This window comes from Flavobacterium sp. UBA4197 (assembly GCF_002379575.1).
GTDB classification, from domain to species: Bacteria; Bacteroidota; Bacteroidia; order Flavobacteriales; family Flavobacteriaceae; genus Flavobacterium; species Flavobacterium inviolabile.
Genome location: NZ_DFUB01000006.1, coordinates 143,176 through 158,673, shown reverse-complemented (window position 1 = coordinate 158,673; position 15,498 = coordinate 143,176). Strand labels below are relative to the sequence as shown.

The 15,498-nt window shown below is 39.8% G+C and carries 17 protein-coding genes; 2 read left to right on the top strand and 15 right to left on the bottom strand.

Translation table 11 applies throughout. The features are described from left to right. Positions 1–6: 6 nt before the first annotated feature. The 12 genes from B3394_RS03355 to B3394_RS03300 all read right to left on the bottom strand — a co-directional run bounded on the left by B3394_RS03355 (position 7) and on the right by B3394_RS03300 (position 10,958). Positions 7–222 (bottom strand): DUF350 domain-containing protein, encoded by a 216-nt coding sequence (locus B3394_RS03355; RefSeq protein ID WP_177730188.1) that lies wholly within the window; start codon positions 220–222, stop codon positions 7–9. Positions 223–240: 18 nt separating this feature from the next. Beyond that, entirely contained in the window at positions 241–423 is a 183-nt protein-coding gene (locus tag B3394_RS03350) for a hypothetical protein (protein WP_177729786.1), read from the bottom strand. 6 nt (positions 424–429) lie between these two features. Next, a complete protein-coding gene (locus tag B3394_RS03345; RefSeq protein ID WP_286912929.1) occupies positions 430–1,662 on the bottom strand; it encodes a DUF4178 domain-containing protein in 1,233 nt (410 codons plus the stop codon). A 3-nt stretch (positions 1,663–1,665) separates the two neighbouring features. Further along, positions 1,666–2,028, bottom strand: coding sequence for an S-adenosylmethionine decarboxylase family protein (locus B3394_RS03340; protein WP_177730192.1), 363 nt, complete (start codon positions 2,026–2,028; stop codon positions 1,666–1,668). 94 nt (positions 2,029–2,122) lie between these two features. Then, the gene (locus B3394_RS03335) at positions 2,123–2,455 is read right to left on the bottom strand and encodes a 2Fe-2S iron-sulfur cluster-binding protein (protein WP_286912927.1); all 333 of its coding nucleotides are present in this window, start codon (positions 2,453–2,455) and stop codon (positions 2,123–2,125) included. Between the two features lie 40 nt (positions 2,456–2,495). Next, positions 2,496–3,554 carry an NAD(P)/FAD-dependent oxidoreductase gene (locus B3394_RS03330; protein ID WP_177730196.1) on the bottom strand — a complete coding sequence of 353 codons (1,059 nt, stop codon included), beginning with the start codon at positions 3,552–3,554 and terminating at the stop codon, positions 2,496–2,498. 179 nt (positions 3,555–3,733) lie between these two features. Beyond that, a complete protein-coding gene (locus B3394_RS03325; protein ID WP_177730198.1) occupies positions 3,734–3,973 on the bottom strand; it encodes a NifU family protein in 240 nt (79 codons plus the stop codon). 1 nt (position 3,974) lies between these two features. Further along, positions 3,975–5,105 carry an Mrp/NBP35 family ATP-binding protein gene (locus tag B3394_RS03320; RefSeq protein WP_177730200.1) on the bottom strand — a complete coding sequence of 377 codons (1,131 nt, stop codon included), beginning with the start codon at positions 5,103–5,105 and terminating at the stop codon, positions 3,975–3,977. 326 nt (positions 5,106–5,431) lie between these two features. Further along, entirely contained in the window at positions 5,432–7,843 is a 2,412-nt protein-coding gene (locus tag B3394_RS03315) for an ABC transporter permease (protein WP_286912925.1), read from the bottom strand. A gap of 164 nt (positions 7,844–8,007) precedes the next feature. After that, positions 8,008–8,751, bottom strand: a complete 744-nt coding sequence (locus tag B3394_RS03310) for a head GIN domain-containing protein (protein WP_177730204.1) — start codon at positions 8,749–8,751, stop codon at positions 8,008–8,010. An 18-nt stretch (positions 8,752–8,769) separates the two neighbouring features. Next, on the bottom strand, positions 8,770–9,483 hold the full coding sequence (locus B3394_RS03305) for an ABC transporter ATP-binding protein (protein WP_286912920.1): 714 nt from the start codon (positions 9,481–9,483) through the stop codon (positions 8,770–8,772). 233 nt (positions 9,484–9,716) lie between these two features. Further along, positions 9,717–10,958, bottom strand: a complete 1,242-nt coding sequence (locus B3394_RS03300) for an efflux RND transporter periplasmic adaptor subunit (protein WP_286912919.1) — start codon at positions 10,956–10,958, stop codon at positions 9,717–9,719. A gap of 147 nt (positions 10,959–11,105) precedes the next feature. Here B3394_RS03300 and B3394_RS03295 point away from each other — a divergent pair, with 147 nt between their 5' ends. Together B3394_RS03295 and B3394_RS03290 are read left to right on the top strand one after the other, a co-directional pair. Beyond that, positions 11,106–12,458: a sigma-54-dependent transcriptional regulator gene (locus B3394_RS03295; RefSeq protein ID WP_286912918.1), complete on the top strand. Its 1,353-nt coding sequence runs from the start codon at positions 11,106–11,108 to the stop codon at positions 12,456–12,458. 11 nt (positions 12,459–12,469) lie between these two features. Continuing rightward, positions 12,470–13,831: a sensor histidine kinase gene (locus B3394_RS03290; protein WP_286912916.1), complete on the top strand. Its 1,362-nt coding sequence runs from the start codon at positions 12,470–12,472 to the stop codon at positions 13,829–13,831. Here B3394_RS03290 and B3394_RS03285 read toward each other — a convergent pair. The 3 genes from B3394_RS03285 to trmB are packed head-to-tail and all read right to left on the bottom strand — an operon-like array spanning position 13,828 to position 15,473. Next, positions 13,828–14,160: an MGMT family protein gene (locus B3394_RS03285; RefSeq protein WP_286912912.1), complete on the bottom strand. Its 333-nt coding sequence runs from the start codon at positions 14,158–14,160 to the stop codon at positions 13,828–13,830. The two genes, B3394_RS03290 and B3394_RS03285, sit on opposite strands and share 4 nt — an antisense overlap. After that, on the bottom strand, positions 14,160–14,798 hold the full coding sequence (locus B3394_RS03280; protein ID WP_177730216.1) for a LysE family transporter: 639 nt from the start codon (positions 14,796–14,798) through the stop codon (positions 14,160–14,162). The genes B3394_RS03285 and B3394_RS03280 overlap by 1 nt, the downstream gene beginning before the upstream one ends. Then, the gene (trmB, locus tag B3394_RS03275; protein WP_177730218.1) at positions 14,799–15,473 is read right to left on the bottom strand and encodes a tRNA (guanosine(46)-N7)-methyltransferase TrmB; all 675 of its coding nucleotides are present in this window, start codon (positions 15,471–15,473) and stop codon (positions 14,799–14,801) included. Between the last annotated feature and the right edge of the window lie 25 nt (positions 15,474–15,498).

Here is a 15,498-nt window from a genome sequence, read left to right as displayed (position 1 = left end):
TACTTTTTACCCATGTATAGCTGCACTAATAATCATTGATATTCCAATTATAAATGCCGCAAAAACGATGGCAACGGCAATATTATTTTTCTGAACAATTTCTTTCCACGTGTTTTCCGGGGTTAATTTTTCAATGACAAAATAGGCTCCCAAAAGGATCAGTACTCCTAATAGTGAGAAAACAACAGAATTTAAAATCGGTTTTAATGTGATAAGATCCATATATTTTTATTTTTAAAACTATTTATGATAAAAACGTCCAACGTGTGCCCTGCTTCCGTTACTGCTTCCGTATTTTTCTGTTGCAACACAGTCACAGATCCTGTTTCCGGAGAATATAAACTGTAAATACAGCAGATAAACGGCTAGTGCAACCAGCAAAGACCATTTATTATTTTTTATAAAGCTTACAATACTATCCATCTGAAATTAATCGTTTATATAAGGGGAATTCACACTTTCTGCCCATCGCTGTTTTTCAAAATACACGCTTAAATAATACACGATAACCAGAAAAACAATGATTGTTATTACAATTACCCAGACATTCCACATGGAGGCCTGATTCCAGACAGCGGTAACCCTCATATAGGTATTACTATTGTCTTCGGGTGCTTTTTGAGGCGTAATGGTCAAGTGATACTGTCCGGCACTAACGCCACAGATACTGAAATCCTCCGATTTATCTCCTTCAGACCAGTTTTCACCATCGGTATAGCCGTGATAATATTCCACATCTTTATTGGCGTAAATTTCTTCACTTGTTTTTTCATTCACCAAAGCTACCTGAACGTTAGCCCAGGAGTTATCTACTTCTGAAAAAACCGCAACCGTTAAAGGTGCTGCTCCTCCTTTTAAAGTAAAAGAAGGCGATATAAATTCTTTATTATTAAATTCACTAAAGTGAAGGTCCTTACTGACAACAACATTTTCCTCCCTGTCGTTATAAACAAACAGATGGGTTAACAGTATCAGCAGCATACAGGAACACAAAATAAGCGCCAGGTTCCGGATATTAAAAACAAATGGCTGTACGATTCCAATGCCAACGGTTGCAGGCACATAATCCGCTTTAAATGCCTTCTTTATTTTACTTTTTGAAATATGTTCGCCGGTGAATACGGTTTTTTCACTATTTATATTTTCTTTCGAAATAATATAAGGCGGCGCTATGTGCTCTGTCATTCTTATTGCCTTTACCGGCAATTCAAAATCAAAATAACCTTCTGCCGAGGCAATTGTAGCACTGGTACTTTCATACAGGCTATACATAACATCATTATAGGTAATATGCTTCAGTTTCGTGCTTGCCAAATGCGCATCTTCCGTTTCTTCCAGCAATATCCAGTGTCCGTTTGCTTCAGATAAATACCGGAAATTTCCGGCTGCATCCGTTAGTATATATTCCGTCCAAAAGAAATTTTCGGGTATGTTTTTTACAATAATACCCATTATGGTATACTCGACATTCCTCAAGGTTCCTTTCTGCCCCACTTTCAGTCCGTCATATTCCCGCTTGTAGCTGTATTGTTTTCTAAAAACAAAGTCACCCTCTTTATTGGAAAGGTACACACTTTTACAGCCAGGGCAGACAAACTGCACTACTTCAAAATTCACATCAATATCCGTAGCAGTATCACACTGATAACACGTTACTTTCATAAATTATCTGTTAATTTCAAAATCTTTAATAATATCCGCACGAAAGTAACTGATATAATCGTTAGCAATATCTTTAACTTTTCCGGAATTGTCCTGAAGATAATTACACAGGTAAATATCGATTGTCAGCTGATGGAACTCCGGCCAGGTATGAATGCAAATATGGGATTCTTTCAGACATACTGCAATTGTAAAACTATTATTTTCGAAAGAATGTGTTACCAGGCCTACTTTTTCCAGGTTATAGGTTTCCAGAATTTTTTCGGTAAAATCGGCAAAACCCCGGGCATCTTTAAGGATACCGTCGTCCTGTACCGAAAGTGTGAGCAGTTTATGTAAACCGGGTGAATAGGAAGTTTGAATCATTAATTTAATCCCTAAAGGGAAATTTTATAAATACTGTAATTATACGGAGTACTTTATAAAATGTTACAAAAAAAAGCGAAGAAAAATCTTCGCTTTAATATTCCGGTGCTAATTCCACCGCTAATCCGTCTAAATCTTCGGTGATGTGAATCTGGCAACCCAGTCGGCTGTTTGGCTTCACATTAAATGCTTCCGACAGCATGGCTTCTTCGTCATCGCCCATTTCCGGGACCGCTACATCGTTTAAGACATAACACTGACAAGAGGCACACATTGCCATTCCACCGCAGATCCCGATAGTGCCTTCCGGTGCCAGCTCATAGGCTCTGACCAGTTCCATGATATTCATATTCATGTCTGTTGGTGCCTGAACCTCGTGTGTAGCGCCTTCTCTATCGGTAATTGTTATCGTTATATCCTGCGACATTTCTTTTCTATTTACAAAACAGGCTACAGCCCGTTTATTTCTAATCTATCGATTTTACAACTGCTTTTTCAGCTTCTTTACGGGTACCGTCGAAACCGTCCACACCGCTAACCGTTGTATATTTTAACACATATTTTTTACCCGGATTCAGCTTGTTATACACACTCTGACACATCAGCGTAGCTTCGTGGAAACCGCATAAAATCAGCTTTAATTTTCCAGGATAAATATTGATATCGCCAATAGCGTAGATGCCTTCAATATTTGTCTGGTAATCCAGTGCATTGTTCACTTTAATCGCGTTTTTCTCGATTTCCAGTCCCCAGTTTGCAATTGCGCCTAATTTAGGTGTTAATCCAAACAGCGGAATAAAGTAATCCGTAACCACATTCATCCGGGCACCGTTAATTTCGATATCTACCGATTCAACTCGTTCCGAACCTTTAAATCCGACAACTTCTCCCGGTGTAACCAATTTGATTTTTCCCGCTTTTTTCAATTCCTGTACTTTTTCCACAGAATCCAGCGCACCTCTGAACTCGTTTCTTCTGTGAACCAAAGTCACTTCCGAAGCTACATCGGCCAGGAAAATACTCCAGTCCAATGCCGAATCGCCTCCTCCGGAAATAACCACTTTCTTGTTGCGGAATTTTTCCGGATCTTTTACAAAATATTCTACCCCTCTGTCTTCCTGTTCGTAGAATTCCAAATCTTTCAGGATTGGTTTTCTCGGCTCAAAACTACCCAAACCTCCGGCAATCGCAACAGCTTTTGCATGATGCTGCGTTCCTTTATCGGTGGTAACGATAAACGTACCATCTTCCAGTTTTTCTATAGTTTCTGCTTTTTCATTCAGTGTAAAACCAGGCTGGAACTGTTTGATCTGTTCCATCAGGTTGTTCACTAAATCTCCCGCTAAAACGGACGGGTATCCGGGGATATCAAAGATTGGTTTTTTAGGATACAATTCTGTTAATTGTCCTCCGGGCTGCGGAAGACCGTCAATGATATGGCATTTTAATTTTAAAAGTCCTGCTTCAAAAACAGCGAAAAGTCCTGTGGGACCTGCGCCAATAATTAGTATATCTGTTTCAATCATTATTTAATGGATTTTTAAGGACACAAAAGTCCTTAGAATTATTTTCACATTCTATGACAAATATCAAGAAATCTAACAATGGAAAGCATTAAAAAACTATACAGGATAGGATCCTGAAAGCAAAAAGAGTCCCAATTTTCAATATTGTTATCGAAAATTGAGACTTAAATATCCTGAACTTATGCTACATTAACCACAGTCTCGATCTGTGGAGCATATTTTTTTATAGTTGTTTCAACTCCGGCACGCAAGGTCATCTGATTCACGCTACAAGCTGTACAAGCGCCTTCAAGGCGGACTTTCACATGCTTATCATCTTCGATGTCAATAAGTGTGATGTCACCTCCGTCTGAATTCAGGAAGGGACGAATCTCTTCCAGTGCTTTCTCAACGTTTAATTTGATTTCTTCTGTTGTCATTTTATTTCTTTTTTACAGCTGAACATCCAGCCATCGTGGTAATTTTTATTGCTTCTGTAGGAGGCAGACTTTCATTTCTGTCTACTACTTCCTGTACTACGGAACGCGCTAAGTCTTCAAATGCTTTTTCTACCGGAGAAGCGGTCTGTAAAGCCGCCGGACGACCGTAATCGCCTGCTTCCCTGATACTCTGAACAATTGGAATTTCTCCTAAAAACGGCACCTGTAAATCTTCTGCCAGGTTTCGCGCACCTTCTTTTCCGAAGATGTAGTATTTATTATCTGGTAATTCTTCCGGTGTAAAGTAGGCCATGTTTTCAATAATTCCTAAAACCGGAACATTGATGCTTTCTGCCTGGAACATTGCCACACCTTTTTTAGCATCGGCCAAAGCGACTGCCTGTGGCGTACTTACCACTACCGCTCCAGTAATAGGCAAGGACTGCATCAGGGACAAATGGATATCTCCGGTTCCCGGTGGTAAATCCAGTAACATAAAGTCTAATTCTCCCCAATCGGCGTCAAAAATCATCTGGTTTAATGCTTTTGAAGCCATTGGTCCTCTCCAGATTACTGCCTGATCCGGATTTGTAAAAAATCCGATGGATAGTATTTCCACGCCATAACTCTGAATCGGTTTCATTTTTGATTTGCCATCCACTTCAACAGAAATAGGTCTGGCCTTTTCAACGTCAAACATGATAGGCATCGACGGTCCGTATACATCGGCATCCAGGACACCAACTTTAAAGCCCATATTAGCCAGTGTTACCGCTAAGTTAGCCGTTACAGTAGATTTTCCTACTCCTCCTTTTCCGGAAGAAACCGCAATAATATTACTGATTCCCGGAATTGATTTGCCTTTAATTTCCGGTTTTTCAGGGGCTTCAACTTTTATATTTACTTTTACTTTGGCTTTATCGTAAACCTGCTCATGAATTACTTTCATGATATCCACCTCAGCACGTTTTTTGATATGCAGTGCCGGCGTGTGCAACAATAAATCGACTACAACCTCATCTCCAAAAGTGATTACATTTTGAACAGCACCACTTTCAACCATATTTTTACCTTCTCCAGCTATGGAAATGGACTCCAATGCTTTAAGAATTTCTTTTCTATCTAATTTCATTATATTATTTTCTTTAAGTCGTTTATTAAGACTGACTCTATCTTGCAAAGATAAGATGAAAAGTTCTTAAAATAAAGATAAAGAATTGTATTTGTTTATAGTGCGATAGAGTTGTTTCTCCCCGGTCATTATCCCTCCAAAACCACCGTAATTACAATAGTTACCAGCTGTTTCCCCATGCTCCTTTCCTGTTGAAAAGATTTTCAGGCAATTAAAATCTACTTAAAAGTTCACATTTTATCATCAAAACTGCCCTTTCTTTAAAAAAAATGCTGTGACTGAAAAAATCCAGTCACAGCAAAAGGTAGTTATAATAATAGCCAATACTATTCGTACTTCAGGTATCGCAATACATCCACCCGCGTAGCCTGATAGGCTTTCGAAAGGACGATCAGCAGTGTTAAAAACATCAGCACCAGGAATCCGATAATGAAAGGACTCACCGCGATTGTTATTCGGAACGCAAAGTTTTCCAGCCATTTATTGAGCAGATAATAAACCGGGAAAGTTGCTGCAACAAATCCGATTATTCCGAAAATAAGGTATTGTAAAGACAGTTCTTTCAGCAAGGTTTTGGTTTCGGCGCCCAATGTTTTGCGAATGGCAATTTCTTTCATTCTTCTTTCAATCGAATAGGATGCCAGTGCAAATAATCCGAATAACGCGATCAATATCACCACTCCGTTTAGCAAGGCAAACAGGTTTCGTTGTTTGACATAGGCGGCATAGGTTCTGGCAAATTCCTTGTTTACAAAATCATATTTAAACGGGTAATCCGTATCTACTTTTTTGGTCCAGAATTTTTCCAGTGCTGCTATGGTTTTTTCCATGTCCTCCGGTGACATTTTAACATACACCCGGCTCATGGTTTTACCCATCCATGGAATGGTTTTAATATGGAAAAAGACCATCGGCGGGATTTTTTCGTGCAATCCGAAAAGGTGGAAATCATCGGCAATTCCTACTATTTTAAGTTTGTTGCCATTCCATGAAATTTCTTTTCCTAACGGTTCTTTCTCGTTTAGCCTGTCCAGTGCTGTTTTATTAAGGATCACCGAATCAATCGTGTCTGATGCAATACCCGGCGACAGGTTTCTACCTTCCAGCATTTTGATATCGAGCATTTTCAGCATTCCAAAATCGATTGCCATATTTTGTCCCTGGACCGCCACATCTTTATAATTAAATCCGGATGTTGAGGTTGCTCCGCTGCCACTGAAATTGAAAGTTCCTGCCGAAACGTCCTGCACGCCTTTAATTTTCATCAGCTCTTTTTTAATGGTGGCATAGCGTTCAAAATTCCCTTCGTTGCTGATTCTTCTAAAAGAAATATCAATAACCTGATTTCCCTGAAAGCCCAGTTCTTTGTTCATCATGAAGTTCACCTGCTGGTAAACGATATAGGACCCTATTATAAAAAAAGTGGCTATCGTAAACTGAAGGATCAGCATTCCGTTTCGCAGCCATACTCCGTTCTTACTGCGTCCGAAATTTCCTTTCAGTACTTTCAGGGTTTCGAAATTGGATACATAAACTGCCGGAAAAATTCCGGCCACCAGAATAACAACCAGCACAATACCCAGTAACTGTAAATAAAACTGGCTTCCTTCCAGCTCAAGCGATTTTTCTAAAAAGGAGTTGTAATACGGCAGCGATAGTTCCACTAACATAAGCGACAACACCACGGCACAGCAGACCACTAAAATGGTTTCGAAAACAAATTGCTGTATAATTTGTTTTTTAGTAGCTCCGATAATTCTTCTGACGCCTACTTCTTTGGCTCTTTTGATGGCATTTGCCGTTGTCAGGTTTACATAATTAACGATGGACAATACTAAAATAAGTACCGATAAGCCGATCATGATTACCAAAAACTGATAGTTTCCTTTTTTCTCCGGGAGAATACTGACATTCTCATTAAGCCTTGCCGTTTCTAACGAACTGAGCCCGGATTTGGTCGCACCATATCTTTTTACAAATTCCGGACCGCTCAATCCCTGCTCTTTAGCCATTTTTAATGTGGTGTTCTCATAATAGATCCTGTCTATTGTTTTGATCACCGCAGCTGTTTTTGCCGGATTTTTCAGTTTTAGCAACAGTCCGTAATTATAGTTCCCCCACTGGTCGCTATTTTCCTGCAGGCTTGATGCGATCAGATTGGTAACAACTTCCGGTGCCAGTGACGATTTCCCGGGAATGCGGTATACGCCCCGGATCATAAAAATTCTTCCGGAGTATTCTACCTGTTTTCCTAACGGCTCTTCCTCTTTAAAGAGCAGCTTGGCCGTGCTTTCTGAAATCGCCATACTATTGCCATCCTGTATAGCCGTTTTCGGGCTTCCTTTGACAAATTCAAAAGGAAAAAAGGAAAAGAAGTTGCTCTGGGCATCAATAATTTTATTGATTAATTCTTTTTTGCCTTTGTAGCTTACAATTTCCTCATAATACCACGGATTGTAATAGCAATAGCTATCAATATCCTTAGACGTCTTGATTACTATCGGTCCAAGCGGAGCCGGATTGGAGGCCCAGATACCGGCATCGCCCATATCGTTAAACACTTCAAATATCTTTTCTTTTTCCGGATTCCAGGCATTGTACGAATGTTCCTCATTCCTGTACAGGATGGCAAAGATCAATCCCGAAATCCCGATACTCAGCCCCAATACATTCAGTATTGAGAACAGTTTGTTTTGTTTAAAATGATAAACAAATATTTTTAACCAGTTTAAAATCATAGTTTTATATTTTTAGAAAAACACCTTATTGTTCAGCCATGTGCTGTTTCACAAACCGGAATTACTGTTCACAATTGCATTCCCAGGCAAAAGCATTCAGGGTGTTCAACAGTACTAAGCCATTGTTCTTTTCAGTGTTCTCATTTTATCTTTTCTGAACCTTCCTATTCGGCTGAAATTTTACCCAAAGTTGCTTTTTGCTGGCTTATATTTTTAGGTGTTCCGTAATATTTAACAACAGCCGTTGAATTAGCCGATACATCCAGTGAGTTCTTTACATTTACCGTAACCACTGCGGCACTTTCTGCCTTTACCACAGCATTTTGTACCACAAGGTCTTTTGCTTTACAAAACGAACTGCTGGCGGTTTCAAGTTTCATATTTTCGGCTTTGCCGGTCACTTTCAGGGTGGAGGCACCGGAAAGATTTGCGCCGAGATCTTTGGTTTCAATATTTCCTTTAAAAGTTGCCGCCGAATTGAGTTTCAATACCGCTTCTGTAGCTTTTATGTTTCCGGAAAATACCGCCCCGGAAGCCAGATCAACAACCGCTTTTTTAACCGTAATGGTGTTTTCTGACGAAAATCCGGCACCGGAATCAATTTTAAAAGACGCTACATTGGGTGCTGTTACCGACACTTTTAATACCTGAAAATTGTTTGTACCTTTTTTGGACTGTACACTGATTTTCAGTGTTTCACCTTTTACGGCCGTAACTATCTGCTTTAATTTATCTTCATTATCGGATTCCACTTTTACCGTCGTGGTATTCCCTTGTGTAAAAAACACCTGAACGCCTTTGGAAACTTCAATTTTGGTAAAACCGGCAATCGCTCTGTTTTCGGAAACCTGGGCATTACAAAGTAATCCTACAAGTCCTATCGTTGCTGTAATAATAAATCGTATCATGGTTGTGTCTGTTTAAGGTTAGTTTTCTTTTGCGTCAACAAAGACGTCTACATTTCTGGAATTGTTCTTTTCGGAAAGAATGGTGCCGTCTTTCATGTAAATTGTTTTCTGCGAGAAAGAAGCGTCATAATCCGAGTGGGTCACCATTAGTATCGTAGCTCCTTTTGCGTGCAAATCTGTCAGTAACTCCATTACTTCATTTCCGTTTTTACTATCCAGGTTTCCGGTAGGTTCATCGGCAAGGATAATTTTAGGGTCGTTAATTAAAGCTCTGGCTACGGCTACACGCTGCTGCTGTCCGCCGGAAAGCTGCTGCGGATAATGTTTTAAACGGTGTGAAATGGACAGTCTTTGCGCTATTGCTTCGACTTTTTTCTTTCTTTCGGCAGCATTCACATTGTTATAAATCAGCGGCAGCGCTATGTTATCATACACCGAAAGCTCATCGATCAGGTTAAAATTCTGAAAAATAAACCCGATGTTTTGTTTTCTCACTTTGGCTTTCTCCACTTCTTTTAAGCCGTTGATTTCCTGATTCAGCATCAGGTAACTGCCGCCGGAAGCGCTGTCCAAAAGTCCTACAATGTTTAGCAATGTCGATTTCCCACAGCCGGAAGGTCCCATAATGGTCACAAAATCGCCTTCATTAACCTGTAAGGATATTCCGTTTAAGGCGGCTGTTTCGACTTCTTCCGTTCTAAAAACTTTTGAAAGATTTTCGATTTTTATCATAACTGTTCGTTTATTGATTGATGATTGATTTCTTAATTATTTTTTTTTGGCCTGTTCGTAAAACAGCACCGTTTGTTTTATTTTTTCCACATTGGGCATCCCTTGTCAGATTGCTTTTACCTGCTTTAAAGCGGCTGCTAAATGTATATGTTTTTTAGTCGTCACGACTGCAAAAGTTACGGCTTTATCTTTTATACAAGCTGCTTTTGCTGGCGGTTTCTCTTTTAATGATGCTATTTTTCCAGATTTAATACAGTTATCTCCTGATAATCTTTATAGGAAGAGGTAATCACTTTTTCCCCTGCTTTTAAGCCGTCCAGCACTTCAAAGTACAACGGGTTTTCCCTTCCCAGTGTTATCGATCTTCTTACGGCTTTATTTCCCTGAACCACGAAAACCCATTTCCCGGAAGTTTCCTGACTGAAATTGCCTTTAGGCAATACAATTTTCCTGGTGCTTTCGGAAAGGATCAGCTTTACGCCAAAGCTTAATCCCTGCTGTAAATCCAGTTCTTTTTCACTTTCAAAGTTCATCTCAATCTGGAATTTGCCTTCTTTTACTTCCGGAATCACTTTTGAGATGATAACGTTCACCTGTTTGTCCTTATATTCTATCGTTCCTTTTTGTCCCGTAGCGACTCTTTCCAGATAAAACTCGTCTATTTTTGCCATTAGCTTGTACCCTTTCATAACGTCAATCTTACCGATACTTTCTCCTGCCTGATAGGTTTTCCCTAATATAGGTTCAAAAGAGGACAGTCTGCCGGATAAAGGGGCGGTAACCAGGAAGTTTTTCTTATTGCTTCTTAAAATCTCGAGGCTTTTTTCCATTGTTGCAATCGACCGGTTGATCTGGCCGATTTGTACGCGGTTGGTTTGTTTTTCTTTTTGGATACTCTGCTGGATAATATTTTTTCTTTCCTGCTGAAAACGAAAACTCTCCTTAGTGGTTTCCCAGTCGTTTTTAGCAATGATCTCTTTTCGAAACAGTCTTTCATTCAGATCATATAGTTGTTTGGCAGCATTGTAATCGTGCTCAATTGCAATAAGGTCTTTTGCCAGATTCAGTTCCTGATTCCGGATATCCAGACGTGCCTTGTTTAAATTATTAATCTGTTCAATAATGGAAGTTTCCTGCGTCAGGTAACTGAGTTCCGTATTCGGGTTGTACAATTTTGCCAAAGCCTGTCCTTTTTCAACATTATCACCGTTTCCTACAAAGATCTCCTGAACGGAACCCCCTTCAACAACATTAATCAGCATGGAATGCAACGGCTCCACTTTTGCCTGGAAGGCTATAAAATCTTCAAAGTATTCTTTTTCTACAGTTTTTACAATGATTTCACTTTGGCTGATATTCAGACTTCTTTCATTGGTAATCATTGCATAAGCAAAATAACCCGCCGCTAAAAAGAGCAAAATAAATCCGATACGATAGCTATTTTTTCTATTTTTACGGGTAATAACGGTGTCCATTTTTATTTGTTTTTGTTGTATTATCCATAGTCAATTTTGTGCCATAGATTTATAAATCAAAAACTTGCTAAAAATCAAGCCTTTCCCAATCAATCAAAATAAAGCGGTGTTCATTATCGGACACTTTTTGTACGAAATCGAACAGCCATGAAAAAAATGCAAGCCCAAATTTTAATCATCGATGACCAGGAAGACATTCTTTTGTCGGCAAAACTGCTGTTAAAAAAACATTTTGAAACCATCCTTACGGTAAGTTCTCCTAAAAAAATTGTGCAGTTGCTTGCCGATAATCCCATTGATGTTGTTTTGCTGGACATGAATTACCGTATTGGTTTTGAAGATGGCCGCGAAGGAATTCACTGGCTGAAAGAGATCAAAACCCTTTCTCCCAATACGATCGTGATCTTAATGACGGCTTTTGGCAAGGTGGAAACGGCAGTGGAAGGCTTAAAAAGCGGTGCTTTTGACTACATCATGAAACCCTGGGACAACGAGCAGCTGATCTCGTTACTGCAAAATGCCGTTTTAAAGAGCCGGAAAGAAACTAAAAAGTCGGAAGCACTCCCTAAAAACAAAGTTATTTTTACCGGTAGTTCCGCCGCTATAAAACAGGCGTATGCCATTGCCGAAAAAGTAGCCCGAACGGATGCCAACGTGCTGGTACTGGGTGAAAACGGTACCGGAAAATATGTTTTTGCCGAATATATTCATCAAAATTCCAATCGTAAAGACAAGCCTTTTATTCATGTTGATCTGGGTTCCTTAAATGAGAATATTTTTGAAAGTGAGCTTTTCGGCTATGCCAAAGGGGCTTTTACCGATGCCAAGACCGATACCCCGGGGCGCTTTGAAGCGGCTCAGAACGGCACTATTTTTTTAGACGAAATCGGAAACATTCCCCTGCACCTGCAATCCAAATTACTGCAGATCATTCAGAATAAAACGGTTACCCGGCTTGGCGAAGCAAAACCAAGACCGCTGGATGTGCGTATCATTACCGCTACCAATCTGGATTTAAAACAGGAAGTTGCTTTTAAAAATTTCCGGGAAGATTTGTTTTACCGGATCAATACCATGGAAATCCTGTTACCGCCTTTGCGAAACCGGAAAGAAGATATTATTCCGATGGCTGATTTTTTACTGACGCAAATGATGGCAAAGTACAACCGCGAGCGTATTACGTTTGCTGAAAAAGCACTTCAAAACATCGAAAAACACGCCTGGAACGGTAATATCCGCGAAATGGAAAACCGGATTGAGCGCGCTGTTATTCTATGTGAAAACAGTACCATAACCGCAACCGACCTGGATCTGACCGTTATTGTACCGGTGGAAACAGCTACCGAGGAGATCCAGCTATCCGATATTGAAAAGGCTACCATAGAAAAAATACTGGCCAAACATCACAACAACATTAGCAAAACCGCCGAAGAGTTAGGGCTTTCCCGTGCGGCTTTATACCGGAGAATAGAGAAGTTTAAAATTGACGTAAAAGAATAAATCCCGTTTCGATGACCAAATCCTGGAGAGTTCATAATGCTTTGTTTTTGCGGCTGTTTGTCATTTTACTAACAACCGGGCTTGGCCTGTTTTTATTTCAGAAAGGGCTCACCTACAGTCTGTTTTGCTGTATCTGCCTGCTGGCACTGCTTTTGCTCGAGCTTTACTTTTTTTTCAAGAATGTATTTTCCTTTTACGACAAAACCATTTCGGCTATTTTACAGAATGATTTTTCGTCCAGTTATTCGAAAGAATACCAGTTCGGGAATTATAAAAAGCTATACGAACTGTATGACGTTTTAAAAACAAGAGCACAGGAACAGACTTCCAGAGAAATCATTTACCAGTCCATCCTGAACAATATTGACAGCGGCGTTCTTATTCTTGAAAAAGAAAGCGACGAGTGGAATATCTTTTTAATGAATGACTATTTTTCCGATTATTTTACGGTGCCCAAGGTGTCTAAATGGTTGTATTTAAAAAACCAGCTGCCAGCTTTTTGCAAGGTCATTGAAGACAATAATTTTGAGGAACTTAAAGCTCCTGTACAAATACGGGTTAACGAGAACAGCGATCCGCAAACGTTTATACTCCAGTCATCATTAAGCAAGGCGAACAATAAAGAATACTATATTATACTGCTGGATTCCATTCAGCGGGTTATTGAGAAAAAAGAAAAAGAAGCCTGGATCAACCTGATGAAGGTTATCTCGCATGAGCTGATGAATTCCCTGACGCCCATCCGTTCCTTATCGCAAAACCTCCAGGACATTGTTAACCAGGACACACTTTCCAATGAAGATTTCGAAGACATCCGCCTGAGTCTTTCCACCATTGTGAACAGAAGTGACCAGTTACAGTTTTTTGTTGACAATTACCGGAAACTGGCGATGCTTCCTTCCCCTCAAAAAACAAAAACGGAACTTAAAATACTGCTTGACGAATGCATTGCGGTCATGGCCCCGCTTTTTAAGAAAAACGGCATTACCCTTCACAATACGGTTGATTTTAACCGACAGTTGCACCTTGACAAACAGCAAATGGAACAGGTTATTATCAATTTGTTTACGAATAGTATTTTTTCACTGGAAAACAGCGATGCTGAAGATCGATTTATTGAAGTGGCGGCATCGTTTAGCAACAATCGTTTTTACCTGACTATTTCCGATAACGGTTTTGGGATTGACGCGGCTATTAAGGATAAAATTTTCCTGCCGTTTTTTACCACACGTAAAGACGGTGCCGGTATTGGCTTAACGCTTTCCAAGAATATTATTGAAGCACACGGAGGCTATCTGAGTTACCAGAGTGACGAGCAGAAAACAACTTTTATAATCTGCCTGATTGAGAACAGTCCGAAAGAGCCGTCTTAAAACTGAACCTCCGGTTCCCAGAGTACTTTTTTAAAATCAACCACCTGATTGTTTTTCACTTTTATGCCTTCGCTTTCCAGCAATTGCTGCATCAGGTTGGTACCTTCAAAGTGGTGTTTCCCGGAAAGCAGTCCGTTTCTGTTGACCACACGATGTGCCGGCACATCATCTTTTCCATGTGCGGCATTCATTGCCCAGCCTACCATTCTGGCAGAACGTGCCGCACCCAATGCTTTTGCAATAGCACCGTAGGAGGTTACTCTTCCGTAGGGAATCTGCCGGACAACGGCATAGACTTTTTCAAAAAAATTGTCGTTAACGGCTGTCATTAGCCCAGGTAATTGTTGATTAATTTAACCAGGGTGATAACGGATACCAGCCCGGTGATGGACCCGATAATGTAGTTGATATTGTTCATCAGGAAAGACGGTTTTTTTTCCTCTTTCTTTTTAAAGAACAGTATGTACATATAGAATACCAGGAAAGAACCTAAAACCGCTCCGAATACAAATAATGAAATATAGGACTGGTTAAAAAAGAAGTACCCGTTTCGGGAAAGCCATACACTCACGAATACATAATACGGAATCGGGAATAAATTCAGGGCAGACAGCAGCATTCCTAAAAAGAACCGGCTGGTCTTGCTCCTCATTTTTAATTCTTCCTTTTGTTTTTTCGGTTTGTTGGCTGCTGTAAAAAAGTAAATCGTCAGCAAAACAAAAATCCCAAGTCCGATTTCCTGTAAAAGGTTAATGACATCGGGATTTCTGTCTATAAATTTTGCAAACAGAACCGCCATATAGGTTTGAAAAAGGACAGTGAGTGTCGCCCCTAAAGCAAACATAACGGCTTTATTTCTGCCATCTCTTACGCTAACTTTTGCAGCAGTCATGTTGAGCAATCCAGGCGGAGTGATTCCGATGGATGCTGCTGTAAAACCCAGAATAAGCGGCATAAAATAGTTCATCTACTTAATTTTAAATTGTATGTAGGTAATGGCTTTATTTTGTTCTAAATACTGTTTTTCATAAAAGGTCTGGATCGCTGTTACCACTTCCGGAGCGCCTTCATTTTTGTATACATTGTGGTTCGCATAAATAACCTCATGTCCTTCTCCGTGAAGCAATCCTAACGTATAGCCGTGCATAAATTCGCTATCCGTTTTCAGGTTCATCAATCCGTCTTTTTTCAGTATTTTTTTATAACGCTGTAAAAACTCCGTATTGGTCATGCGGTGCTTGGTACGTTTGTATTTGATCTGCGGATCCGGAAACGTGATCCAGATCTCATCTACTTCATTTTTATCAAAAACATGTTCGATAAGCTCAATCTGCGTACGCAAAAAAGCCACATTGTGCAATTCGTTCGCTACAGCTGTTTTAGCTCCTCTCCAAAATCGTGCCCCTTTGATATCGATACCGATAAAATTTTTATCCGGGTAACGTTCTGCCAAACCTACAGAATATTCTCCTTTTCCGCAACCCAGTTCTAAAACCAGCGGGTTGTCGTTTTTGAAAAATTCTTTATTCCACTTTCCTTTTAACGGAAAAGAATCCGTTACTACCTCTTCTCTTGTTGGCTGAAAAACATTACCGAAAGTCTCGTTTTCCTTAAATCTTTTTAATTTATTTTTACTTCCCACGACTAAACTTAAAATTTTGGTAAAA